The 24,081-nt window shown below is 70.4% G+C and carries 18 protein-coding genes; 7 read left to right on the top strand and 11 right to left on the bottom strand.

What is annotated here, in order from left to right; translation table 11 throughout:
* Positions 1-49: 49 nt before the first annotated feature.
* On the bottom strand, positions 50-1,306 hold the full coding sequence (locus BMW78_RS04815; protein ID WP_091756965.1) for a sensor histidine kinase: 1,257 nt from the start codon (positions 1,304-1,306) through the stop codon (positions 50-52).
* Positions 1,303-1,974 (bottom strand): response regulator transcription factor, encoded by a 672-nt coding sequence (locus BMW78_RS04810; protein ID WP_218144229.1) that lies wholly within the window; start codon positions 1,972-1,974, stop codon positions 1,303-1,305. The genes BMW78_RS04815 and BMW78_RS04810 overlap by 4 nt, the downstream gene beginning before the upstream one ends.
* A gap of 61 nt (positions 1,975-2,035) precedes the next feature.
* On the opposite strand from BMW78_RS04810, the gene BMW78_RS04805 reads away from it, so the two are divergent.
* Entirely contained in the window at positions 2,036-3,514 is a 1,479-nt protein-coding gene (locus tag BMW78_RS04805; protein WP_091756963.1) for a ferredoxin reductase family protein, read from the top strand.
* Positions 3,511-4,023, top strand: coding sequence for an FMN-binding protein (locus tag BMW78_RS04800; protein WP_091756961.1), 513 nt, complete (start codon positions 3,511-3,513; stop codon positions 4,021-4,023). The genes BMW78_RS04805 and BMW78_RS04800 overlap by 4 nt, the downstream gene beginning before the upstream one ends.
* Positions 4,024-4,064: 41 nt before the next feature.
* Here the strand turns inward: BMW78_RS04800 and BMW78_RS04795 are convergent, their stop codons facing one another.
* The gene (locus BMW78_RS04795; RefSeq protein WP_091756959.1) at positions 4,065-7,955 is read right to left on the bottom strand and encodes an Ig-like domain-containing protein; all 3,891 of its coding nucleotides are present in this window, start codon (positions 7,953-7,955) and stop codon (positions 4,065-4,067) included.
* Between the two features lie 492 nt (positions 7,956-8,447).
* Here BMW78_RS04795 and BMW78_RS04790 point away from each other — a divergent pair, with 492 nt between their 5' ends.
* Positions 8,448-9,203 (top strand): hypothetical protein, encoded by a 756-nt coding sequence (locus BMW78_RS04790; protein WP_091756957.1) that lies wholly within the window; start codon positions 8,448-8,450, stop codon positions 9,201-9,203.
* 27 nt (positions 9,204-9,230) lie between these two features.
* Here BMW78_RS04790 and BMW78_RS04785 read toward each other — a convergent pair whose 3' ends face one another.
* The 3 genes from BMW78_RS04785 to BMW78_RS04775 all read right to left on the bottom strand — a co-directional run bounded on the left by BMW78_RS04785 (position 9,231) and on the right by BMW78_RS04775 (position 11,843).
* Complete coding sequence (locus BMW78_RS04785) at positions 9,231-10,769, bottom strand: MFS transporter (protein ID WP_245735665.1); 1,539 nt, start codon at positions 10,767-10,769, stop codon at positions 9,231-9,233.
* Positions 10,770-10,958: 189 nt separating this feature from the next.
* Positions 10,959-11,252, bottom strand: coding sequence for a hypothetical protein (locus BMW78_RS04780; protein ID WP_091756955.1), 294 nt, complete (start codon positions 11,250-11,252; stop codon positions 10,959-10,961).
* 174 nt (positions 11,253-11,426) lie between these two features.
* Positions 11,427-11,843 (bottom strand): DUF4232 domain-containing protein, encoded by a 417-nt coding sequence (locus tag BMW78_RS04775; protein ID WP_177180272.1) that lies wholly within the window; start codon positions 11,841-11,843, stop codon positions 11,427-11,429.
* Between the two features lie 536 nt (positions 11,844-12,379).
* On the opposite strand from BMW78_RS04775, the gene BMW78_RS04770 reads away from it, so the two are divergent.
* Complete coding sequence (locus tag BMW78_RS04770; RefSeq protein ID WP_091756951.1) at positions 12,380-14,167, top strand: FG-GAP repeat protein; 1,788 nt, start codon at positions 12,380-12,382, stop codon at positions 14,165-14,167.
* 25 nt (positions 14,168-14,192) lie between these two features.
* On the opposite strand, the gene BMW78_RS04765 is transcribed toward BMW78_RS04770, so the two are convergent.
* The 5 genes from BMW78_RS04765 to BMW78_RS04745 form a co-directional block, all read right to left on the bottom strand.
* Positions 14,193-14,855, bottom strand: coding sequence for a RibD family protein (locus tag BMW78_RS04765; protein WP_091756949.1), 663 nt, complete (start codon positions 14,853-14,855; stop codon positions 14,193-14,195).
* 171 nt (positions 14,856-15,026) lie between these two features.
* On the bottom strand, positions 15,027-15,719 hold the full coding sequence (locus BMW78_RS04760) for a GAF and ANTAR domain-containing protein (RefSeq protein WP_091756947.1): 693 nt from the start codon (positions 15,717-15,719) through the stop codon (positions 15,027-15,029).
* A 264-nt stretch (positions 15,720-15,983) separates the two neighbouring features.
* Positions 15,984-17,318: a nitroreductase/quinone reductase family protein gene (locus BMW78_RS04755; protein ID WP_091756945.1), complete on the bottom strand. Its 1,335-nt coding sequence runs from the start codon at positions 17,316-17,318 to the stop codon at positions 15,984-15,986.
* Positions 17,319-17,353: 35 nt separating this feature from the next.
* Entirely contained in the window at positions 17,354-18,859 is a 1,506-nt protein-coding gene (locus BMW78_RS04750) for a serine hydrolase domain-containing protein (RefSeq protein ID WP_091756943.1), read from the bottom strand.
* Positions 18,856-20,235, bottom strand: a complete 1,380-nt coding sequence (locus tag BMW78_RS04745) for a wax ester/triacylglycerol synthase domain-containing protein (protein ID WP_091756941.1) — start codon at positions 20,233-20,235, stop codon at positions 18,856-18,858. The genes BMW78_RS04750 and BMW78_RS04745 overlap by 4 nt, the downstream gene beginning before the upstream one ends.
* 178 nt (positions 20,236-20,413) lie before the next feature.
* Between BMW78_RS04745 and BMW78_RS04740 the strand changes: the two genes are divergently transcribed.
* The 3 genes from BMW78_RS04740 to BMW78_RS04730 all read left to right on the top strand — a co-directional run bounded on the left by BMW78_RS04740 (position 20,414) and on the right by BMW78_RS04730 (position 23,875).
* A complete protein-coding gene (locus BMW78_RS04740) occupies positions 20,414-21,862 on the top strand; it encodes a serine hydrolase domain-containing protein (protein ID WP_091756939.1) in 1,449 nt (482 codons plus the stop codon).
* Positions 21,859-23,298 (top strand): amidase, encoded by a 1,440-nt coding sequence (locus BMW78_RS04735; RefSeq protein ID WP_091756937.1) that lies wholly within the window; start codon positions 21,859-21,861, stop codon positions 23,296-23,298. Before BMW78_RS04740 ends, BMW78_RS04735 begins: the two co-directional genes overlap by 4 nt.
* Positions 23,299-23,578: 280 nt before the next feature.
* Complete coding sequence (locus BMW78_RS04730) at positions 23,579-23,875, top strand: antibiotic biosynthesis monooxygenase (protein WP_091756936.1); 297 nt, start codon at positions 23,579-23,581, stop codon at positions 23,873-23,875.
* Positions 23,876-24,081 lie beyond the last annotated feature (206 nt).

The raw sequence follows: 24,081 nt of genomic DNA, 5'->3' as shown, positions 1-24,081 counted from the left end.
AGGTGGCCGGTCGACTGGGACCAAAGTCCCCCGTCGTCCGCAGCGCCGGCTACCGGCGCTCCCTCGTGCCCCGACGGGGGATGACCATGGTGAAGGACGAGCCTTCCCCGCGGACGCCCGTGATCTCGAGCCGGCCGTGATGGGTCCGCACCACCTCGTCGACGAGGGCCAGGCCGAGCCCGAAGCGACGACCCCCACCCGTCGAGCTCGACGCGCCCCGGGCGAACCGCTGCCGCAGCATGCTGGCGTCCGCGGGGTCCAAGCCCTCGCCCTCGTCGTGGACGGTCACCCTGACCGGGCCCTCCGGGTCCGCCTCCTCCGACCCGGTCACCGGCTCGGCGTGCAGCACGACGCGGACCACCTTGCCCCGCTCGGAGTGCGCGATCGCGTTGTCCACCAAGGCGGTCAGCGCGCGGCGGAGCGCCGTCGGCGCCCCGCTGACGACCAGGTCGCCGGGCACGTCCGCCGCTCTGTCGACCTCGAGACGCACACCTGAGTCCTCGGCATACGGGCGCATGCTGGCCACGACCTCCCGTGCCACGTGCTCCAGGTCCACGTCGCTCGAGGGCACGTCGGCATGCTCGAGCTGGGCCGCGAGCAGCAGGTCCGAGACCACCTCGCCCAGCGACCCGGTGTCACCGACCAGCTGGTCGACCTCGCCCCGCAACCGGGGCGAGGCCTCCTGGGGCAGGTGCCGTCGCACCATCTGGGCGCGGGTGTGGAGCACGGCGAGCGGCGTGCGCAGCTCGTGGCTGGCGTCCGCCACGAACCGCCGCTGCAGCTCCATGGCCTCGCCCAGTGGCCGGACCGCTCGCCGCCCGACGAGCAGCCCGATGGCGCCGGCGAGCAGGACGCCGACCAGTCCGGCCACCATGGTGGACACCTCGAGCCGGTGCTCCTCGGCGCGGTGCCGGGACTGGTCGTAGACGGCGACGTAGCGAGCACCGTCACGGTCGGCCACCCACGCCGTCAGCTGGCCGTCCGCAGCGTCGATGGCCAGGGATCCCGGCGCGGCGCTGTCCAGCTGCGGCGAGGCGACGACCGTCTGGGGAGCTCCCTCGCTGGCCTTTCGCGAGCCGCCCTGGAGGCGGATCAGCCACACCTCTTCCGGGGGGTCGTTGACGTCGTCGGCCGTGGTGGCAGCGCGCCGGACCAGGTCCCTGGTCTCGTTGGCCTGCTGGCGGTCGAAGAGCAGCACGACGCCCGACGCGACGACCACGACGACCAGGGCCACCGCGACGGCCGTCTGTGCGGCGACCGACCAGGCGGCTCGGCGCAGGAGCGCCGAGTCGCGACCGGACCTCACGCCGACCCCAGCCGGTAGCCGACGCCGTGGACGGTCTCCACGACACCGGTGCCCAGCTTGCGGCGCAGGTAGTGGACGTAGGTGTCCACTGCCCCCGACGTCCCTGCCCCGTCGAAGACCCGAGCGAGCAGCTCGTCCCGGGTGAAGACCCGTCGCGGGTGGCGCGCCATCGTGGCCAGCAGCTCGGCCTCGCGCGGCGACAGCGTCACGTCGGGGGTCCGGGCGTCGCCGACGACAACGTTCTGGGCGAGGACCAGGCGGCGGCGAGCGCCGATCGGCAGCTCCTCCGCCAGCGCCGAGGCGGGGCGGACCAGGGCCCGCAGACGGGCGAGGAGCTCCTCGATGTCGAACGGTTTCCCGAGGTAGTCCTGGGCGCCGGCGTCGAGCCCCTCGACGCGGTCGCTCACCGCGTTCCGCGCCGTGAGCACGAGGATGGGGACGCCGATCCCCCGTGAGCGGAGGCGGCCCACGAGGTCGACACCCTCGACGGCCGGCAGACCCCGGTCGACGACCATGAGGTCGAACTCGCCGACGAGACCCTGGTGCAGCCCTTCCTGGCCGTCCCGGGCGAGCGTGGCCTCGTAGCCCTCCTCGTCGAACAGCTCCATGAGCATGCCGGACAGGTTGGCGTCGTCCTCCACCAGCAGCAGCCTCGGGCGTTCCCTCACGCCACCGATCGTCGCACGGCGGTCTCAGAAGTCTCTGAGATGTGCCCGCCACCATGGCGTCATGACCACAGTGCAGAGGCAGTCCTCGAGGCGGTCCATCGATGCTCGCCTGCGCCAGCTCCCTGCACGCCACCACGACCCCCGCCGGGCCGGGCGTCGCCACCTGTCCTGGCGGCAACGGGTCGGCGACCTCCTCGAGCTGCTGGCCGCCGCGAGCCTGGTCCTCGTCCTGGCGCTGTTCTTCCGCGACGGCGGCAGCAAGGACCTGGTCTCCGGCAGCTGGCCGACCGGTCTCATCGCGATCGGCCGAGCCACCGGGCTGGTCGCCGTCGACCTGCTGCTCCTCCAGCTGCTGCTGGCGGCACGGGTGCCGTGGATCGACCGCGTCTACGGAACCGACCGCGCCCTGAAGGCGCACCGGGTGCTCGGCCGCATCACCGTGCCCCTCGTCCTGGTGCACCTCGAGACCCTGGTTCTCGGGTATGCCGCGCGCGACCACCGCAGCGCGTGGCTGGCACCGGTGGTGGAGCCCTTCGTCATGCTCCGCACCGTCCCCGACATGCTGACCGCGTTCGCGGCGACGGCGCTGCTGGTCGTCATCGCGGTCACGTCGGTCCGGATGGCCGTGCGCGCCATGGGATACGAGCGGTGGCACCTGGTGCACCTCACGGCATACGCGGCGGTCGCCCTGTCGATCCCCCACCAGCTGTCGATCGGCTCCGACCTGAGCCGCTCCCCCGTCGTCCGCGTCTACTGGCTCGGGCTGTACGTGCTGGTCGCCGGCAGCATCGTGTGGTGGCGGGTCCTCGTGCCCGTCTACCGGTCGCTGCGGCACCGGCTGCGCGTCGAGGCCGTGGTCGAGGAGACCGCCGGTGTCTGGTCTGTCTGGGTGCGCGGTCGCGACCTCGAGCAGCTCGACGCGCGGGCCGGCCAGTTCTTCAACTGGCGGTTCAACGCGCCGGGGCTGCGCGCGTTCGCCCACCCCTGGTCGCTGTCGAGCATGCCCAGCGAGAACCACCTGCGCCTCACCGTGCGGGACCTCGGTGACCACTCGCGGGCACTCGCGAAGCTGCGACCCGGCACGAGGGTGCTCATCGAGGGGCCGTACGGCGCGTTCACCACGGCCCGCCGCACCCGGCGCCGGGTGCTCCTCATCGCGGCCGGGATCGGCATCACCCCCATCCGCGCGCTGGCGGAGGAGCTCGCGGCCGACCCCGCCACCAGGCCCGGGGACATCACCGTCGCCTACCGCGCCGACGCCGAGGACCAGCTCGCCCTCCGTGCCGAGCTCGAGCGGCTGACCGAGGACGAGGGACATGCCCTCCACCTGCTGACCGGGCCTCCCGTGGCCGGGTCGTGGTTCCCCGGCGACCAGCCCGGGCATGACGACGCCGACCGGCTGCGCCGCCTGCTGCACGACCCGCGACAGTGCGACGTCTACCTGTGCGGCCCTGCCGCCTGGATGGACCTCGTCCACACCAGCCTGCGCGAGGCGGGTGTGCCCCGCCTCAACATCCACGACGAAAGGTTCAGCTGGTGAGAACCGTCACCGCCCTCGGCACCGCCGCAGCGGCAGGCGTCGTCCTCGTCTCGAGCTGGCAGGCCGGGCAGCACTCCGGCCCGCAGGCAGCGGGCGGCGTCCACGTCGTGTCCGGAGCCTCCGGCTCGGCGGGCGGTGCCGTGAGCTCCGCGCCTCCCGCCGCCGGCCCGCCCACCCGCCACGCCCGGAAGGGGTCGAAGAAGCCGGGCACGACGACGTCCGCGCCACCGGCCCGGCGCACCGCCACCGGTGCCGTGGTCCAGACTCCGTACGGCAACGTGCAGGTGAAGGTCTCGTTGCTGGGCAAGAAGATCACCAAGGTGACGGCGATCCACCTGACCGACAGCTCGTCCACCTCCGTCGAGATCAGCGCCAGCGCAGCACCGATCCTGCGCCAGGAAGCGCTGAAGGCGCAGTCCGCGAACATCGACCTGGTGAGCGGCGCCACCTACACCAGCGAGGGCTACAAGACCAGCCTCCAGGCCGCGCTCGACGCCGCCCATCTGTGAGGGGCGGCGAGACGCGACAGCCCTGCTGAGCACCGGTTCGCTCAGCCGGCGGGGATGATCTCGATCGTGGCGAGGTTCCACTGGTCGGTGGTGGGGGCGGTGTCCGAGACGGTCATGGTCTGGCCGGCGGTGCCCGGCGAGTTCAGCCTCTGGACCCAGAAGGTGCAGGCGGGGCCGGTCGCGAGGAACTGGTCGACGAGGGTCTGGCCGGCGCCGACGGTACGGGCGGCCGCCCTGTCCCAGTCGTTCCCGACACCCCAGACCACCGCCCCGGTCCTGGTGGCGGTGAGGCTGGCGGTCGGCGCGCCGGAGGAAGCCGAGGCTCCCCCGGTGGCACCAGGGGTCGTGAGGCTCGCGTTCCGGAACGCCGCGACGGTGATGGAGCCGGCATAGGAGCCGGACGACCGGTTGGCCCTCACGGTGATCCGCCTGGCCACCGTGGCGGCCGGCGCGGTCCAGATCTCCGAGGTGCCGAAGCTGGCGTTGACCCGCTTGCGCAGGGTCCAGCTGAGGCCGCCGCCGGTCACCGACGAGAAGGTCTCACCGCCGGTCTGCGATGGGCCGTCGGAGGAGATGAAGGCCACGAGCAGCTCGTTGGGGCCGGCCGTCGTGAGGGCCGGGGAGGTGATGCGCGTGCTCCTGGTGGACTGGTGGGTGGTCACCTGCTTGTCGAGCGTGACCGGCTGCGAGCCGGTGACGGTGACGGTGACCGGGCTCGACGTGGTGGTGTTGCCGGCGGCGTCGCGGGCCACGGCGGTGAGGGTGTGGCTGCCAGCCGTGGCGGTGGTGGTGTCCCAGGCCACCGTGTACGGCGCAGTGGTGTCCTCGACGCCGAGGGTGGCGCCGTCGAGACGGAACTGCACCCCCGCCACGCCGACGTTGTCGGTGGCGGACGCGGCGACGGAGATGGTGCCCGACACGGTGGCGCCAGCGGCCGGGCTGGTGAGACTGACGCTCGGCGCCTGGGTGTCGCAGGCTGCGGAGTTGAGGGTGGTCGTGGCCTTCGCCGACCGGTTGCCGGCCGCGTCGTAGGCATCCACACCGACGGGGTAGGTGGTGCCGCAGGTGAGACCGGTGTAGGTGTGCGAGGTGCTGGTGGTGGTGCCGAGCGGGGTGGAACCAGCGTCGTAGTAGCCGTACCCAGCCACGCCCACGTCGTCGGTGGAGGGCATCCAGCTGAGGGTGGCCGTGGTGGCGGTCGCGCCGGTCTGGCTCAGGCCGGTGGGCGCCGTCGGCGGAGTCGTGTCGGTGGGGGTGCCGTTGAGCACCGTGACCGAGACGGCGGCCGAGGTGCCGACGTTGCCGGCCGCGTCGTAGGCCTTGGCCGTCAGCTGGTGTGCCGCGTTGGTGAGCCTCGTGGTGTCCACCGTGAAGGTGTACGGGCTCGCCGTCCGGGTGCTGGTGAGGGTGCCGTCGACATAGAGCTCGACCTTGCTGATGCCCACGTCGTCGCTGGCGGAGACGTCGACGGTGAGCTGTCCGGAGACGGTGGCGTTGTCGGCCGGGCTCGTGATGCTGGCAGTGGGCACCGTGGTGTCGGGCGCCGTCGCCGAGACGTAGGCCGACAGGTTGCACGTCGGCCACGTCGTGCCGGGCGACCAGGTGGATGGCAGGTTCGACAGGCCGGTGGTGGCGTTGGACTGCGAGCAGGAGCCCGTGGAGGTGTCCCGGTAGTTGATCTGGCCGCCGGTGCCGAGCAGAGCGACCCAGTACGGGGTGCCAGAGCTGAGCGTCGGGTTGGGGCTCAGGACGACCGTGTTCCAGGCGGCCGAGCGAGGGGCGCTCAGGGAGCCCGAGGCCAGCAGTGTGCCCGGCCTGCCACTGGTATCGGAGTAGACACCCACCTTGAGGGTGGTCGCGCCCGAGCCGGAGTCGACGTAGAGGGTCAGGCTGCCGGCCTGGCCGCTTGCGGTGGCGGTGGACCTGAAGGCCTCGGCTTCGCCGGCAGCGTCGCTGTCCGCCGAACCCTGGATGGTGTTGAGGCCGAGCAGCTGCGTTCCCGTGACGGCGTTCGACACCGTGACGGCGACGGCGCTCGACGTGGTGGTGTTCCCGGCAGCATCCCGCGCCACGGCGGTGAGGAGGTGGCTGCCGTTCGAGGCCTTGGTGGTGTCCCACGTGGTCGTGTAGGGCGTGGTGGTGACCTCGGAGCCGAGGTTCGTGCCGTCCAGCTTCAGCTGCACGCCGGCCACGCCGACGTTGTCGGAAGCGGAGGCAGTGACGTTGACGGTGCCTGAGACGGTGGTGCCGTTGCCGGGCGCCGTGACCGAGACCGCGGGTGCGGTCGTGTCGGCAGTCACGGTGGCGGACGCCTCGTTCGAGGGTGGACTCGTGTTGCCGACCGCATCCTGGGCGGTCACCACGTAGTAGTACGTGCCTGCGGACAGTCCCGCGTCGGTGAACGAGGTGGTGCTCGACTGCCCGACCCTGGTGGCGTCACCGGGAGTGAAGCCCGAGGTCGTGGACCGGTAGACGTTGTACCGGGTCACGCCGACGTTGTCGGTGGATGCGCTCCAGGCGAGGTTGGCCGTACCCATGGCGCCGGTCGCGCTGAGGTCACGGGGTGCGGTGGGCGCCGCCTCGTCGGGCACGCCCAGGCCGGTGAGCGTGAAGGTGGTGTTGGCCGGCACCGTGACGGTGGCGGAGCCGCCGCTCACCGGCACATCGGCTCCCTGGGCCATGTGGCTGCTGGAGTTGCTCTGGTAGTACTGGAAGGCGGGCGGGGTGGCGAGGTTGCTCAGCGCGATGGTCAGCGTCTGGGCGCTCCCGGAGGTGTTCTCCCCCACCAGGGTGAGACGGGTGGTGGGCGCGTCCCGGAAGGCCTTGATCTTGACGTTGCTGTTGCCGGAGCTGGCGTGGATCCGCTGCGCGCCGATGGGGACCCACCGGAAGAGCTGCCCGAAGTAGTAGAACTCGTTGCGCGGGGTGTAGACCCCGGTGGTCTTGTTGTAGGCGATGAGCGGTGTGTTGCCGTACGGCAGGGAGTCGTTACCCGGGTCGCTTCCCTTGCCGTTGACGACGGCGTGGTTGTAGACGCTGTCGTAGGCCTCCCACATCTGAAGCCCGGAAGCGCCCTGGTCCAGGTACGCGAAGGTCTGGTTCCAGTTGGCGTACTCGCTGATCCAGAAGTCCTTGCCCGTTCCGGCCACCGCACCAGCTGCGCCGTTGTCATCGCCGTTGTAGTTGTGGAAGTCGAAGTGGGCGAGCTTGGCCAGGAGCGCGGGGAAGTTCTTCATGGGGCTGGCGTAGCCGACGGTGCAGCACGTCTCCGGACCGAGCAGCTTCACGCCACCCATGCCCAGTGTGTCCATCCTGCCGGCCAGGCGGTTCAGGATGTCGGCGTACCGGGTGTCGCTCATGGTGACGCCTTCGTTGGCGCTGATGTCCGGCTCGTTGTTGGGGCTGAACAGGCCGAACGCGTGACCATGGCTGTAGCCGTAGTAGGCGGCCGACAGGACCTCCTCGACGAACTCGTCCTCCTGGCCGGATGCCAGTGAGCTGCCGCCCATCCACGACGGCCCGGGGCCCATGAAGCTGAGCTCGATGGCGCTGTCGGGGACTCCCCGCTGGTGGAGGTAGTCGATGACGTTCCAGGTGTCGGCGAAGTTGGAGCCGGCGTACTTGGTGTCGAAGCTGGTCTGGCCGGAGTAGATGGGGTTGTAGTAGTCCCAGTTGAAGGTGTTGGGGTCGGCATTGTCGTTGGTGGACTCCCAGTCGATCATGTCCATCCCGACGCGGAAGGTCTTCATGCCCGCTTGGTCGATGAGCAGGTCGAGGACTGGTTTGAGCTTGCCGTTGTCCCAGGAGTGGGGGTTGATGTCGGCGCCCAGCGCCGAGATCGTCTGGAGCGTCTGACCGCCGTCAACGGCGATCTCGACATTGGCCGCATGGGCCGCCGGCAGGCCCACGAACGACAGAAGGACGACTGCCATCCCAGCAACGAACGCGACAACCCGATGGTGAACGGCTCGTAACATCGTGACCTCCAGGGCACTTCGCGTCGAGCGAGCCGATTCGGCGCCAGGGAGCTTGTCCCACACGGGCGGTCGTCATGGCTCTCCCAAGACCATCTCGCACGGTTCAGAGGTGCATCAGCCTCGTGAACGGTCGCTGCGAAGGGCGCCCGTCACGAATGCGGGCCTGCACCAAGTCGAGGACGCGAACTTGTCGGGGACGCGGTGGCGACGCCCAACTGGTTCGTCGCCCCTATCTCATGACAAGCGCGCTGGGAGGCACGAAGAAGAGGCCAACGTCCCGGCTGTCTCAGTTCTCCGAGCGCCAGGAGGCGCTGAAGGCGCAGTCGGCGAACATCGACCTGGTGAGCGGCGCCACCTACACCAGCGAGGGCTACAGGACCGGCCTCCGGGCACCACGCTCGACGCCGCCAACATGTGACAGACCGCCCCGCGTGCCATGCTCGGTCCGTGCGATCCTTGACGGCCAAGCCCGAGAGCGCTCTGAGGCGGGCCGTCGCGGACACGCTGGCCGAGGCCAGCGGACGAGAGGTGCGGGAGAACCCCGTCCTCCCCAGCAGCGGCGGCCCGGCTGGCAACGCCCTGCTGACCGCCTGGACCGCGCTGGTGCTGTTGGCACTCTCGATCGGCGAGCTGCTGACGCTCTTCGACGTGCGCGGCCTGATCTCGTGGCACGTCGCGCTCGGGGCGCTGCTGATCCCTCCGGCGACGATGAAGACAGCGAGCACCACGTGGAGGATGGCCAGCTACTACCTCGGTCGCAGGCCGTACCGGGAGGCCGGAGCTCCGCCGCTGTTCATGCGTCTGCTCGGGCCGCTCGTCGTGGTCTCGACTCTCGGGCTGCTCGCGACGGGGGTCGCGCTGGTGCTGCTGGGAGAAGCGGTGGCCCGCCAGAGCGTGGCCATGCTGCTCGGCTTCCGGGTGGACTGGGTGACGGTCCACCAGGGGTTCTTCGCGGTGTGGGCCGGAGCCGTGGGTCTGCACCTGCTCGGGCGGATCATCCCTGCCCTGCGGACGACCGTGATGCGTGGCTCGGCCGCCGGCCAGGCCGTGCCGGGCCGGTGGGCGCGTGGCCTCTGGTTCGTGACCATGGTGGCCGCGGCCGCAGCGTTGGCCGTGGTGCTGGTGCATGCCGACGGCAGCTGGGCCTCCCACGGGTTCGGCGACCATCAGCGCGTCGGGCCGGACGGCCGCAGCAGCTCCTGATGTTGCCCTTGCTGGGGGTGCTTCCGATCAGGTCTCTCCACCGACCCGCGACGGTGTCGAGGCACCTTCGCCGTCGCCCTGCGAGGTGGCGTCGGCATGACCCTCGTGAGCCGGTTGGTGGCCGGCGGCGGCGCGGGCGGACGACCCGCGGGAGGAGCGGCGGCTCCGCACGACGTCTGCGACCCCGATGAGCAGGGCCACGGTGGTCAGCGCCACGGCGGCGCGCAGGCCCTGGCTGGCCGCCTGGCCGTAGTCGCCCCGGCTGCTGCTCAGCGCCCCGAAGTAGGTGGAGCCGACCACGGCGATGCCGACCGCCGTGCCCATGCGTTGCCCTGTCTGCAGGACGCCACCGGCGGTCCCTGCCCGGGCGACCGGCACCTCGGTGAGGGTCAACGTCTGGTTCGGCGAGATGACCAGTCCGCTGCCGAGCCCGCCCACCAGGAGCGGCAGGGCTGTCCACCAACCAGCGCTGCGGCTGTCCCCGTGGAGGGCGAGCGCAACGTCTGTGAGGACCAGCCCGAGGACGACCGCGACGAGGCCGCCGACGACCAGCGGCCTGCCGGCGGTGGTCACGACGCGGCCACCGAGGGCCGCGGCGACCGCCGAGCCCGCGGCGAAGGGCGTGACGGCGAGACCCGCGAGCAGGGGCGAATAGCCAAGCCCGCCCTGGAAGTACAGGGTCAGCACGAAGAAGATCCCGGTGAAGCCGGAGAAATAGGCCATGGCCAGCGCCGAGCCCGCGCTGTAGCTCGGTAGGGCGAAGAGCGAGAGGTCCACCAGCGCCGCGTGCCCGCGCGCGGCATACCGGCGTTCCCACAGCACGAACACCGCCAGGAGCATCACGCCGCCCGCGAGCAGCGCCCACTTGGCGTCACCTCTCCACTCCTGCTGCTCCACGAGGGGCAGGAGCACGGCGAGCACACCTGCGCCGAGGAGGCCCACACCGACGAGGTCGAGGTCGCGGCGCGTCGGCGTCTCCTCTCGCGGGCCACCGGGCAGCAGGCGCAGCGACAACGCGATGGCGGCGATGCCGATGGGGATGTTGACGAAGAAGATCCAGCGCCAGCCCGTCTCGACGCCGAGCAGGCGGATGATCAGCCCGCCGAGCACCGGTCCCACGGCGGTCGAGATGCCGATCACCGCGCCCAGCATCCCGAAGGCCCTGCCCCTCTCGCGACCACGGAAGAGCTCCTGGATGAGCCCGGACACCTGCGGGTTCAGGATCCCGCCGCCCAGGCCCTGCACCAGCCGTGCGACGACGAGGAGGAACGCGGTCGGAGCCAGGCCCGCGGCCAAGCTGCTCAGCGTGAACAGCGCCACGCCGACGATGAACATCGTCCGGCGCCCGCGGGCGTCACCGAGTCGACCGGCCGGGACGAGCACCAGCCCGAAGGCCAGCGCGTACCCCGAGACCACCCACTGCAGCTCGCTGGTCGAGGCCCCGATCCCCTCCCGGATCGACGGCAGCGCCACGTTGACGATGCTGACGTCGAGCAGGGTCATGAAGCCGGCGACGAGGCAGACGCCAAGGGCCTTCCAGCGGCGGGGGTCGGGCGCGTCAGTCACGACCAACGTCAACCCCGGTCCCGGGCGGACCATTCCCCCCGCCGCTCCGCCGCCGGCCGCCGGGCCGTGCCTCGCCCGACTCACGCGGGGGTGTGGAGCCCTTCCCCTGACACCACGTAGGGGTGGTGACGCCGCTGCAGGCCAGGTACGCGAAGAGGCCCTCGCGGGCAGAGGCTCCCCGCGCGTTGGTCACCGGGGTCGGTCGTGATGATGCCAACCAGTGGCCTGGGGGTGCCCTATGCCGCGCTGCAGGCGAAGGTCGTCGCGCAGCTGGCGAGGGACCGGCAGCCCTCGAGCGGTCAGCTCACGGGCATACACCTCCATGGCGCCCAGCAACGCCTGGCGGGCCGCAAGGAGGCTGGGCCAGTCCACGGGTGCCAGGCGCCTGGCGTCGACGTCCTCGCGTGCCGCGCGGATCTCCCCTGCCAGCTCGGCCAGCGTCGACGGTGTCGCGGGAGCGGGTGTGGCACTGACGATATCCATGGTGGACGACCTCAACTCAGTCACAGACCCCGGCGGGCCTGAGAAGCGACACCAACGAGACTACGCCGGTCGCGCCGTGGACTCGGACGCCTTACGCGAGACCGCCCATCCGCCTTCCGCTGGCACGACTCGCCATGGGCAGTGGCCGACGACCCTGGTCCCGTTCCACCCGGCTCAGAGGGCCGGGATCCCGACGGGCCGCACCACCATGAGCCGCACCGCAGGCTTGGCACAACCCGTGAGGTCCGGGTCGGCAAGCAACAGGGCGGTCCTGCTGCCGGGCGGGTAGATCCGGTAGCCGTAGGCGTCCACCGGCTGGCAGGTCGTGGCGGGATAGTTGAGCGCCTGTGTGACTCTCAGAACGAAGGTGGTGCTGCCGTGCGGCGGAAGCGTGACGCCGACGGGCCGGGCGGACGTGTCGCGGTTCGCGGCAGCTCCGACCTGGCTGCGGCGGTCCCGGGCGACGATGGACACCCCCGGGTATCCGACCATGTGGCAGGAAGAGCTGCTCCCGTTGGTCAGGCGGATGGTGAGGTACCGCGAGCCCGCGGCGCCCTCCACGGTCGCGGTCGACGCGCGGAGGAAGGGCACCCCACAAGGCGTGAGGGAATGGCCCGAGGTGGAGGGTCGCGCCGACGACGGACTTCCTGAGGTGATCATCCGCGACGTCGAACTGGTGGGAGGTGCCGTTGCAGCAGAGTGGGACCTCGGGGCCGCGCCCGTCCCGCAGCCAGCGAGGAGGACGGCTGATGCAGCCGCTCCCATCACACGAGGGATCGCCAGGTTCATGCCCCCTAGACGCGCACCAAGACCCGCAGGTTGGCACGACCCGAGACGCCTCCTTGGGCAGCGTGACGCGGTCTGGGCAGCCGGCCGCGGGTCCGAGGGTCCGAGGGTCCGAGGGTCCGAGGGTCCGAGGGTCCGAGGGTCCGAGGGTCCGAGGGTCCGAGGGTCCGAGGGTCCGAGGGTCCGAGGGTCCGAGGGGATGGTCAACGGCCAGCGACAGATCCGGTTGCGGACGTGCGACGAGTCGGTGCCCTGAGTACGCCTTGCGGCCGAGGACCGTGGTCGAACGTTGCCCCTAGCCTCGAACGCACCTGAACACTTGCGCTTGGAGGGGGACCCTGATGCGCGCTCGTTCGATCTCCTCGGTGCGCACGAAGTGTGCCAAGCCCTTGCGAAGCAGGCTCACGCACGGCATCGCCGGTGCGATGTGCGTCTGTGTCGCTGGCCTTTCGGCTGCAGCCTCTGCTGATGCCTTCGAGTCTGCACCTCTCGCCGCGTCAACCGCCCGGAGCGGGCTGTTCGTCCAGCAGGGCCCCAAGCTCACCGCCGGCGACGAGAGTGGACCGGGCGAGTTCGGTGGAAGTGTGTCGGTGTCCGCGGACGGCAACACCGCGCTGGTCGGCGGTTCAGGCGACAGCTCTGGCGGAGGGGCTGCCTGGGTGTTCACCCGCGCAGGAGGAGTCTGGGCTCAGCAGGGGTCCAAGCTCACGCCGAGCAATGTGGTCGGTCAAGCCCGATTCGGCACCTCGGTGTCTCTCTCTGCGGACGGCAACACCGCCCTCGTCGGAGGCTACGGTGACAGCGGTTCAGGAGCCGCGTGGGTGTTCACGCGCTCGGGCGGGACCTGGAAGCAGGCCGCAAAGGTCACCGCGAACGACGAAGCCGGCGCTGGTGCCTTCGGTGCCAACGTCGCGTTGTCGGCGGATGGGGGCACGGCGGCGGTCGTGGCCCTGTTCGACAACAACTACTCCGGCGCCGCGTGGATCTTCACCCGCTCGGGTGGGACCTGGACTCAGCAAGGACCGAAGCTCACCGCCAGCGACGAGACGCGTACCGAGGAGGCGGGTGGTGCTGGACTGGCGAGCGTTGCGCTGTCGGCGGACGGCGACGTCGCACTCCTCGGCGGCACCAGGGACAACGGCTTCATGGGGGCGGCATGGGTCTTCACCCGTTCGGGTGGCAAATGGACCCAGCTCGGCCCCAAGTTCACGCCCACCGATGAAACCCTGAACCGCAGCGAGTTCGGTTCGAGTGTGGCGCTTTCGGCGGACGGCGGCACTGCGCTGATCGGCGGCCCGTTCGACGACACCGGTGCCGGTGCCGTGTGGGGCTTCGCGCGGTCCGGTGCCAACTGGGTCCAGCAGGGCCCCAAGCTCACTCCCGCCGGGCCCACCGGCTACCGCTACTTCGGCGCGAGTGTCGCCCTGTCCGCAGACGGCACGACGGCTGCGATCGGAGCCCCGTTCGACGACAGCTTCGTGGGGGCCGCCTGGACGTTCGGCCGGTCCGGCGCCGGTTGGCTACAGCACGGCGGAAAGCTCACGGCCAGCGACGAGTCCGGCCAGGGCCAGCTCGGGAGCGTGTCGCTGTCGGCCGACGGCAAGACCCTGCTCGTCGGCGGGAGCCGCGACAACAACGCCATGGGGGCTGCGTGGGTCTTCAGCCCGATCCTCGTAGGAAGTCAGCAGGTGCAGCCAGCTGCGGACTCGAATCCAGCCGGAATGGCCGAAGCGTTCCGATACACAGCCGTCGGCACCGGGGCTGCTGGGAAGGTGAGCGTCTACCTGGACAGCACGAGTGCGGCGACGAGCGTGACCGTGGGCCTGTACACGAACACCAGCTCCGGTGACCCGGGCACCCTGCTCACCACAGGAACCATCGCCACACCGCAAGGCGGGGCGTGGAACACCATCACCGTCCCCGCCGCCCCTGTGACCGCCGGAACCGACTACTGGCTTGCGGTGCTGGCGCCCCGCAAGGCAGGGACGCTCACGTTCCGCGACCTGCCGGGCGGCACCGGCGGGCCAGCTCAGACCAGCGCCCACACGTCGCTCACGTCGCTGCCGACCACGTGGAAAACCGGCACGCGATTCGCCAACTCCCCGGCATCGCTCCTCGCCGCTCCATAGTCGCGTTGCCGGATGGGATGCCACCTCACGTCGAAGGCGCCTCAGGCGATGTGCGGTGGCGCAACCAGACCAGTCCGCCCGGGAGGGTCTCCGCTGCCACCAGTGTCAGGCGGCTCCCCCTGGCGGGTCCGCCGCCATGCCAGGGGCGCCTGTCGGCGGCCGCCGCGAGGGACGGGTGGACCAGGAGGCTGACCTCGTCGACCAGTCCTCTGGCGAGCAGAGCGCCGTTGAGTGCGCCACCGCTGTCCACGCGCACGACGCGCGCCCCGTAGCGCTGGTGCAACGCCTGCAACGCCGCACCGAGGTCCACCCGGTCGGCGCCCGTGACGATCTCGAAAAGCCCGTGGCGACGGGGTGGCGTGGTGTCGGCGTGTACCGCGACCACCTCAGACCAGTAGCCGGCGTCGCGCAGCGCCTCCCACGCGCTGACCCTCCCACGCCCGTCGATGACCACCAGCCTTGGTCCGTCAGGTGCGGGCCCCGGCAGCTCCGCGGCGACCAGCGCGGACTCCTGGGCCAGGATCGTGTCCGCCCCCGCCAGGGTGACGTCCTCGTGCCACACCGCGGCCAACTCGTAGAAGCGACTCACGTCAGGCACGAATCCGGCAGTCGAGCCATCAAGGGTGATGGCCACGTGCAGGACGACGTACGGCCGGTCCCGGCCACTGCTCGTCGCCGGGCTGTCCATTCCCGTACCGTACGCGCGCCGGCGCCACCGGCCTCGTCGGCGAAGCCCTCGACGCTGCCGTAGGTCTGCGGGTCCTCCACAGGTCTGCGGGTCCTCCACGACGCGTCAGAACTGGAAGAACTCAGGGGGCTCAGGCCGTGGCGCACCGTCCCTGGCACGGTGCGGAGCGGGCTACCCCTTCGGTACTTCCCGGGTGTGCACGATCTGCTCGGCCAGTTGACGAAGTTTAAGGTTCCTGTGCTGCGACAGCCTGCTGAGGACACCGAACGCGCGATCCGGCGACAGGTCAAACCGCTCCATGAGCATGCCGGTGGCTTGACCGATCACCGTTCTGCCTGCAAGGGCCTTCTCCAGGTTCTCAACTTCCTGGGCGCCCGCCAGGGCCACGCCGACGTGGGCCGCGAGAGCCATGCCGTCGTGGACGTCATCGGTGGTGAATGCCGCCTTTCCCTTGCCATAGAGGTTCAACGCGCCGAGATTGTCGCCGGTGGAGAACAAGCGGTAGCTGACGATGCTGAAGAGTCCCAGCCGACGGACGACCTCAGGGCCCCATCGGGGCCAGCGCTCATCGGTGGACAAATCGCTGCTCTGAACGGTGTCCTGCAGCCGCAACGCGTCGAGGCACGGACCCTCCTGGAGCTCGTGTTGCAGTGAGTCGACCTGGCGAAGCACATCGTCGCTCGTGGCATGGGTGTCCACGCGCTGGCCCGGGTAGACCACGCACACGCCGGCGGCATCGCAACCGGGCAGGATCTTTGTCGCGATCGCTACCGCCCGCTCCATCGCTTGCCTGCTGCCGTCCTCGTCCTGCATCTCCCGCGCCGCGGCCGCGAGCTCGCGGTTGAAATCCTCGTTATCCGGCATCAGCGCAGCATGACCGAAACCGACCCTCCCGACAACTGCCCTACGAAGCCCGCGAGTCGGCGCACTGCCTCTTTCCCGCGGTGGGTCGCTCGTCGTGGACCACCGTCAGCTGAGACCTAGGTCCCTTCCTCCCGCGGAAGGTGAGAGAGCGAGCATCGGATCCCGGCTGTTCGAGAACGGAGGCGCGATGCAGGCGAAGTTCCGGCTCGGGCCCCCGACGCCCGTTGGCTCAGGCCGCACCCGGGCTCAGGTCCAGCGCCTCCCTCAGGTCCAGCGCCTCCTGCGCCACGTCCCGGTGCCGCGCCTCTGCCGCCGCGTCCGCTCGGCGAAGTCAGCCACGGCTTGAGTGGTGCTGCTGCCGGTCATCGGCGATCCGTGACCGCTGCCCAGGACCTGGGGGGCGAGGTGGGCGAGCTGGAGAATCGACCGGCACGCGGCGTCGGCATCCACGGTGGTGTACCAGGGCGGGGCGGACAGGCCGGGCCGCCGGCTGATCAGGTGTCGGAGCGTGTCGATCCGCGCCGTCACCATGGCGTCACCGCTGAGCAGCACACGGTCACGTGGCCGGAAGAAGGAGACGTGGCCGACGGTGTGCCCGGGCGTGGACCAGGCAACCCACTCGGGCAGGTCCGGGACTCCCGTTGCAGGGTCGAAGGCGCGGACCACTGGCGCCAACGTGGCAGCGGCGAAGATCAGCCGGCGACGCTTCCTGCCTATGAGCTGCATGGCTGGGAGGACCAGCCACCGGTCCAGCGGCATGGGGGTCGCGCGCATCTGCTCGAAGTCGCGCAGGGCGATGGGCAGCTCGGCCCGAGAGACCCAGACCGGGCAGCGCCATCGCTCAGCCAGCCTGCGGGAATCCCCTTCGTGGTCGGGGTGGACGTGAGTCAGCACGATGCTGTGCGGCTTCTGCATCCCGAGGATGGTCGCGACGGCCGCCTCGACGCTCGGGCCGTCTCCGGGCCAGCCGGCATCGACCAGGGTCCAGCCGGTCCCGGAGTGGACGAGGTAGACGACGGTGCGTGTGTAGCCCCACGGCCCGATGGCCCACACCCCGTCGGCGATCTGGCTGGTCGGAAGCGGGCCACGCGCACGTCGCAGCGTCCTGCGGTCCGTCCCCCTCTTGCCGCCGTCGGCCGGCCCTGAGGGCGACTGCTGCGGGACCAACCGGAAGACCGGCGGGATCCTGCCCGACCGTTGCTCGTACTTGCCGTAGTTGGGCGCAATGGTGAGAACGCGTTCGGACCAGAGCCGTTCGGCTTCGGCGTCGCTGAGCTGTTCGGCGCGCAGCTGCAGCCGTCGGCCATCGAGCTCACCGACGACATGTGGGTCGGCGCGAAGGTTGAAGTACCAGCCGGGTGGTTTCGACAGCCCGCTGTTGGCTGCCACGACACACACGTCGGGACCGTCCTGGAACGCCTGGACCAACACGGTGCGGGGCCGTCCGGTGCGACGCCCGATCGTCGTCAGCACGATGGTCCGCCGGCGCCACAAACGCGCGATCCTGCCGCCTGTCCGTCGGTGCAGCCAGACTCCGAGGCCGACGGAACGGGTGTCCACCTCGTGCTCGATGGCGGTCTTCAGCTTCTCCGACTGCATGCCGCTCCTCCCAGCGAGCGGAAGCCGGGTCGGTGTCACCGGCGAACGGATGAGGAGGCTGCTCTCCTGAGTTCCCGAAGGACCTGAGGTGTGCCGTGGTGACGCTTCGCGAAGGAGATGACGTCGAGCAGCAGGCGCGGCTGTGTCTCCCCGGTGAAGACCACCTGCGAGGTCTTGCCGTAGTCGGGGAACTCGACGCGGAAGACCCGTGGGTCCGCAGGGTCGTCCGGCTCCAGCGGCATTGGAACGTGCCGACCCGGGAGGGGGTTGAGGGGCCTCACCAGCAACTGTCGTTGGTGTACCGCAACCTGCAGTCCGGCGCCCATGCCGAGTCGCATGAACAGGTTGGTCACGGGTCCGGCGTCGGGTATGTACCGGCCACGCAGCTCCCTCCACACCTCGGGATGTGGCGCGAGATCGCGTCGAACCGGGTCATCTGGCAGGCCGATGAGGCGGCGGGTCAGTGCGGCCGCGAGCGGCTCCGCGATGCCCACGTTGTCCAGCCCACCGGTGTTGGTGAGGACGACGACGCCGGTGCGTTCCTCGACGGCCAGTTCCAGGGCCGAGAGGAAGCCTGCGATGGTGCCCCCCTTGCCGATGAGCACCCGATCCGACTCCGCGTGCGGCTCGAACGCGAGCGCCATACCGGGTATGCGAGGGTCGGGCCGGAAGTGCGGCCGGAACATCGTCGCGACGGTGTCCGCGACGAGAACCCTCCCGTGGTCGTTGGCGCCGCCGTGCAGCAACGCGGTGAGGTACTGCGCCATGTCGGCCGGCGTCGAGTAGAGCCCGCCGCCGCCGGGGGTGGGCACGTCACGATGCGCGACAGCGGACAGTCCGCCACGGGCGAGTGTGTACCCGGTGGCAAGCTCCTGCCGCAGCTGCTCGGACAGCAGGAGGCTGGTGTGGCGCATCCCGAGTGGGTTGAACACGTGGTCACGACGGTAGTGGTCGAACGGCTCACCAGAGACGTCCTCGACGATCTGCCCCAAGGCTGCGAAGCCGTGGTTGCTGTAGGACCACCGGGTTCCGGGTTCGACGTCGACCGGTATGCCGTCCTGGTAGTACTCGGCGAGCGGCACGAAGGAGCGAGCCGTGACGCCTGAGCCGGCGCCGGGGCGGAGCAGCAGGTCCGATCGCCTCCGCCAGTACCCGACGCCGGCAGTGTGCGTCAACAGGTGCCGAACCGTGGCCGGCCCGAAGTGTTCCTGCGCGGGCACGAGCTGGAAGCCGCGAAGGTAGTCGTTCGCGGGTGCGTCGAGGTCGATCAGTCCCTGCTCGTGCAACTGCATCACGGCGACCGCCGTGACCGTCTTTGTCAGCGACCCGATCCGGAAGACCGAGTGCTCGGTCACCGGTCTTCCCGAGCGCACGTCGGAGACGCCTTGGCAGAGGTACGTGGCTGGGCTCCCGTCCCCGACGATGGCGACTGCCACCCCGGCCGAGGGCCACCGTCGCAGGCAGTCGGAGACGACGCGGCCCAGTTCGGCGGCGCGCAGCGGGGCGGAGGTGGCGGCGCCGATGGGGTCGTTGGGCGTCATCGCGCGGCCTCCCCCGAGGAGGCAGCCGTCACGGGCTGGGTGAGTGCGTGCAGCTCTCGACGGAACCCGAGGGCAAAGACATCCAGGTCGGGGTAGGTGTCGGCATCCCCCACCGCCATCATGTTCAGCTGCCCTCGGTAGGAGATCGCGGAGACGCCGAGCGTCACGTTGCCGATGAGGTTCAGCAGGGGAAACATCTCGAGCAGCGGTGCGTCACCAAGGCTCAGCGGAGTCGGAGGCCCGACCAGGTCGGCGCTGGTCAGGTTGACCCGCTTCCCGGCCACTAGCCTCAGCATCGCGTGGCCGAGCAACCGGCCGCGGAAGACTGACCCCAGCGGCGGGTGCGGCATCGCCTTGCGACGGCGGGTGTCCGCGGCGATCTGCTCCAGCTTGGTGCCCGGGGCGGCCGCGTCGAGATGAAGCGGAAGGACGATCTGGCTGAGCCGGTTCCCCGTCTGCTCGGCGTGCCGGTCCTCGCGCAGCGACACGGGCACGTAGATGGGCAGGATCAGATCGTGAGCCGGTTCTCCTCGCTGGCGCAACAGCTCGCGAACACCACCAGCGACCGCGGTCAGCAGCACGTCGTTGATGGTCGCGTGGTGCGCCCTGGCCGTGCCGTAGACGAGGTCGAGCTCGGCGCGGGCCAGCGCGAAGGTGCGGCCGGTCCCGACGAGCCGGTTCAGGCTGGTCTGCGGTCCTGGTTCGCCAGTGAACAGATCGTGTATCGGTGGCCAGGCGGCGCGAGCCCGTCGAGCCGTCCGTGCGGGGTGCATGGCCGGGGTGGCGGTGCGACGAAGCAAGTCCGCCGTCCGCCGTAGGTTGTCGGTCATCAGCTCTCGGCGGGTCGGCGGGGGTGACGGTTCCCATGGCCGCCCAGTCGTCGGCGCGACCGTGGACAAGAGGCTGCCGAAGGTCGTGATCCCGGCCAGACCGTCACACGCGACATGGTGGACCCTGGCGAACAAGCCGACACGGTCCTCGGGCAGCCCGGCCAGAAGCCATAGCTCCCACAAGGGCCTCGACCTGTCGAGAGTGCACCGCCGCAACCGTTCCACAGTCGCCAGGAGCTGGGCCTCGTCGCCGGGCGGCGCGACGGTTGCAGTGCGGACGTGGTGGCGAAGGTCGAACTGGGCGTCATCGACCCACACGGGTCTGCCCACGACACGCGTCGGAACCCACAGCACTTGCCGCAGTCGCGGGACCGCGTCCAGGCGGGTCTCGATCCATGCGCGCACCGCGTCCAACACAACCTGCCCGTCGTCACCTACCAGCGAGGCGCCGTCCAACAGGGCGAGCAGGCCGACGTCCTGGGGCCATCTGTCGTCGGCCAGGAGCACGATCTGATCGTCTGCTGTCAGTCTGTCCACGTCGACCACCTACTCCTCCACTGTCCGCCCGCAAACGCACCACCGGGACAGGGGCATTGGTCCCGTGCCGGTGGGGCCAGTCGCCTCGTGCACGCCCTTCCTCAGCGGCGAACCGTGGGAACCAGGTCAACGGCGCACCGACGTCACTTCAGGACCCGGCGATGCCGCTGGTCGGCAGGAGGTCACGATGGGTGGGTTCGACCAGTCCTCCCTGGACGAGGCCGTCGCGAAGGTGCTGAACCGTTGGCCGGCGGTGGGCCTTGTGGTCGGGGTCGTCCGCCGCGGCACGTCCCCTCTGTTCTCCGTGCACGGGTCCGCCAACATCGCGAAGCAGGCGCCGGTCACGCCGGATACCGTCTTCCGGGTCGGGTCGATCACGAAGACCTTCACCGCGGTCGCGCTCATGCAGCTGTGGGAGCAAGGACTGGTCGACCTGGACCGTCCGGTCAACGACTACCTGCGTGCCTACCAACTGGTACCCGCGGACCAGTCCTGGCGTCCCGCCACCCTTCGCGACCTGTTGACCCACACCGCCGGGGTGCCGGAATGGCTGCACCCAACACGAATGGTTCGCAGCCGCTGGTTCGGCGAGACCGTCCCGCTGGGGCATCAGCCGCCGACCCTCAGCGAGTTCTACCGAGGCGAGCTGCGGCTCGCAGCCGAACCCGGCAGCGTGTGGGCTTACACCGACCACGGCTTCGCCACCATCGGGCAGGTGGTCGAAGACGTCACCGGAATGCCGCTGCACCAGTACCTCACCGAGCACGTCTTCGAACCGCTCGCCATGAGCGACTCCGACCTGCTGCGCGCCGAGCGGTTGCAGCCGCGCCTGGCCACCGGGTACACCCTCACCAGGTCGGGACCTAAGCCGCTCACCGACCGGCAGGGCATCACCGCGGCAGCCGGTGCCCTCTACTCGACACCCCGGGACCTGGCTCGCTACGTCACCGCCCTCGTCACCGGGGGTGCGGGCGATCAGGGCGTGGTCCTGCAGCCGGAGACGCTCTCGCTGATGTTCGCGCCGCACTACCAGCCGGACCCGCGCATCCCCGGCATGGGACTCGCGTTCTGGCGCGGTCAGCTCGACGGCCACCCTGTCGTGGAGCACCAAGGCGTCGTCCCGGGCTTCAACTCCCAGATCATCATTGCCCCGGAAGACGACGTGGGTGTCCTGGCCATCACCAACGGCTCACACGCCGCCGGGAGCTGGCTCCTGGGCCAGATGCAGCATGTCCTGGCGACGCTCATCGACGCCGGCGACGTCGGGCTCCCCACCGACGCACCGCAACGCCCAGCCCGCTGGGCAGAGCTCTGCGGCTGGTACCACCCGTGCGCGCAGCGCACCGACGTGATGGCGTGGTCGTTGATGGGCGGCGGGGTCCAGGTGCGGTTGAGCCGGGGGCGCCTGGTGTTGAGAACCCTCAGCCCCCTGCCACCCCCCTGGCGAAGTCTCGAGCTTCACCCTGACCAGGACCCCGACGTGTTCCACGTCGACCTCACCTCCTACGGCATCGGCCCTGCCCGAGTCGTCTTCAGTCGCGACCCGTCGGGCAGCGTCGCAGCGGTTCACTTCGACGGACTGTTGCTGTCCGCACAGAAGCGGCACGCGCGTGGTCGCACGACGGTGACCCGATGACCGGCGCCAGTGGTGAGCTCTGGCAGCTGGGCGCCACAGAGCTTGCTCAGCTCGTCAGCACCGGGCAGGTCACCAGCCGGGAGGTCATCGAGGCACACCTGCGCCGAATCGAGGACGTCAACCCGCACGTGAACGCCGTCGTCACCGTCCTGGCCGACGAGGCACTCGCAGCCGCCATCGTCGTGGACGAGGCGGTGGCCGCCGGCGCAGAGCTCGGGCGCCTTGCCGGAGTGCCGTTCACGGTCAAGGAGATCATCGACGTCGCCGGCACCCCCACCACGCAGGGTTCCAAGGCGCTGGCGCATGCCTACCCGGCCCGCGACGCTCCCACCGTCGAGCGACTCAAGGCAGCGGGAGCCATCCCGCTCGGTCGCACCAACATGCCCACCGGCGCGATCCGATGGCACTGTGAGAGCGAGCTCTGGGGCGCCACCCTCAACCCGTGGGACCGGTCACGGACGCCCGGTGCCTCCAGCGCTGGGGAGGCTGCCGCGATCGCAAGCGGCATGAGCCCGTTGGGACTTGGCACCGACGGCCTCGGCTCGCTCCGCCACCCGGCACAGTGCTGCGGGGTCGCCGCCCTGAAACCGACCCTCGGACGCGTCCCCACGGCCAGCTCGATCGAAGCCGACGAGACGACCACCATAGGCGTGCAGCTGACCAGCGTGACCGGCCCGATGGCCCGGCACGTCGTCGACCTCCAGGCTGCGCTCTCGATCATCGCGGGGCCCACCTGGCGCGACCCGTGGGCCGTACCGGTGCCATTGGATGGGCCCCGGCTCGCCAAGCCAACCCATGTCGCCCTGGTCACCAACCCCGGCGGCTCGGGAACCGCCATGCAGGTGCAAGCGGGCGTGCGCAAGGCAGCCGACGCCCTGGCTGAAGCGGGCTATGTCGTCGACGAGGTCGAACCGCCCGGGATCGACTCCGCCGCTGACGCGCTGATGGTCATGCTCAGCACTCCGGGCTCACGCAAAGGCTATGAGCGGGTGCTGCAACCAGTCGCACCAGCGCCCACCCGCCGCTTCCTGGCAGACTTCTTCGAGGTCGCCGGCGAACCGGACGACACCGCTGCAGAGCTGGCGTTCATGACCAGGCGCGCCGTCCTGCGCGACTGGGGCCACTTCCAGCAGACACATCCCCTGATCGTGGCCCCCGTCGCGACCGAGATGCCGTCGGTTGCCGGCACGGATCTGGACGAGGGTCAGGTGGCCAAGACGATCCGCAGCATGCGCATGACCATGGCCGTCAATGCTCTGGGACTTCCCGCAGTGGCGGTACCGGTCGGGGTGATGGATGGCCTCCCCCAGGCCGTCCAGGTGATCGGGCCGGCGTACCGTGAAGACCTCTGCCTCGACGCGGCGGCCGCCATCGAGGCGGCCCTGGGTGTCATCACCCCCATCGACCCGAGGGGCCCCTCGACAGATGATTCTTAGTCACCCGGGGCCGTTTCCGTCGCGTCGTTGTGGCACCGAGCTGAGCAGCACTTCGTTGTGGCGACCCGCAGTTGCTGGCATGGTGATCGGTCTGGCCGCCCACTGGTGGTTCGGCTACCAGCGGCTCGACGACCAGCTGGCCCGACAGCAGAAGTTGACTGAGGCTCGTGCAGCGACGCATCACTGAGCCTGTCTGCCCATGGCCGCCCATCCGCCCATCGGCGACCCAAGACGCGGGTGGGTCTGGTGGACCAGTGGGTCCTCAGGGACCCTGAAGGTCATGAGCATCCGGACCATCGTGACAGCGGACGTCGACCAGGGTCAGGCCCAGGAGCTGGTCGGCGCCTTTCGAACCTTGCTCGCCGGCGGCCTCCCGGACGGACTGCTCGAGACGCAGCTGCTCGGCGACGGCGAGGGACACTGGGCCATTCATTCGCTGTGGCGAGACCAGGCGGCGCTCGATGCCATGCGTGCAGCCTCGGAACCGCCTGCCGCTCCGGCTCTGTTCCGTCGCTTCTCGGCGGAGCCGGCACTGGTCGTCATGCCGGTCCTGGTCGACAGCCGCGACACACGCTGAGCACGGGTCCGTCGGTGACCGCGGGCTGAGCGGTCGGTGAAGCCCGACCTCACGCCCTGCACCGCCCCGCCCTGCCCAACCGGAGCTGCTCACCGAGAACGTCAAGGCTGCGCCCGATAGGCATGGTCAGCGGACCACCGACCTCCGGTGGATCCCTGTCCCTTTGCCTCAGACCCGACCCTGAAGAGAGAGGCGAGCCGAGCGAA

The sequence above is a fragment of the Pedococcus cremeus genome, from assembly GCF_900111375.1.
GTDB lineage: Bacteria > Actinomycetota > Actinomycetes > Actinomycetales > Dermatophilaceae > Pedococcus_A > Pedococcus_A cremeus.
This window is presented reverse-complemented; position numbering and strand designations above follow the sequence as displayed.

Excerpts from the sequence above, each read along its gene's own strand:
- BMW78_RS04805 (WP_091756963.1), top strand. The coding sequence starts at position 2,036 with ATGACCACAGTGCAGAGGCAGTCCTCGAGGCGGTCCATCGATGCTCGC.
- BMW78_RS04795 (WP_091756959.1), bottom strand. The coding sequence starts at position 7,955 with ATGGCAGTCGTCCTTCTGTCGTTCGTGGGCCTGCCGGCGGCCCATGCG.
- BMW78_RS04780 (WP_091756955.1), bottom strand. The coding sequence starts at position 11,252 with ATGGATATCGTCAGTGCCACACCCGCTCCCGCGACACCGTCGACGCTG.
- BMW78_RS04770 (WP_091756951.1), top strand. The coding sequence starts at position 12,380 with ATGCGCGCTCGTTCGATCTCCTCGGTGCGCACGAAGTGTGCCAAGCCC.
- BMW78_RS04765 (WP_091756949.1), bottom strand. The coding sequence starts at position 14,855 with ATGGACAGCCCGGCGACGAGCAGTGGCCGGGACCGGCCGTACGTCGTC.
- BMW78_RS04760 (WP_091756947.1), bottom strand. The coding sequence starts at position 15,719 with ATGCCGGATAACGAGGATTTCAACCGCGAGCTCGCGGCCGCGGCGCGG.
- BMW78_RS04755 (WP_091756945.1), bottom strand. The coding sequence starts at position 17,318 with ATGCAGTCGGAGAAGCTGAAGACCGCCATCGAGCACGAGGTGGACACC.
- BMW78_RS04750 (WP_091756943.1), bottom strand. The coding sequence starts at position 18,859 with ATGACGCCCAACGACCCCATCGGCGCCGCCACCTCCGCCCCGCTGCGC.
- BMW78_RS04740 (WP_091756939.1), top strand. The coding sequence starts at position 20,414 with ATGGGTGGGTTCGACCAGTCCTCCCTGGACGAGGCCGTCGCGAAGGTG.
- BMW78_RS04735 (WP_091756937.1), top strand. The coding sequence starts at position 21,859 with ATGACCGGCGCCAGTGGTGAGCTCTGGCAGCTGGGCGCCACAGAGCTT.
- BMW78_RS04730 (WP_091756936.1), top strand. The coding sequence starts at position 23,579 with ATGAGCATCCGGACCATCGTGACAGCGGACGTCGACCAGGGTCAGGCC.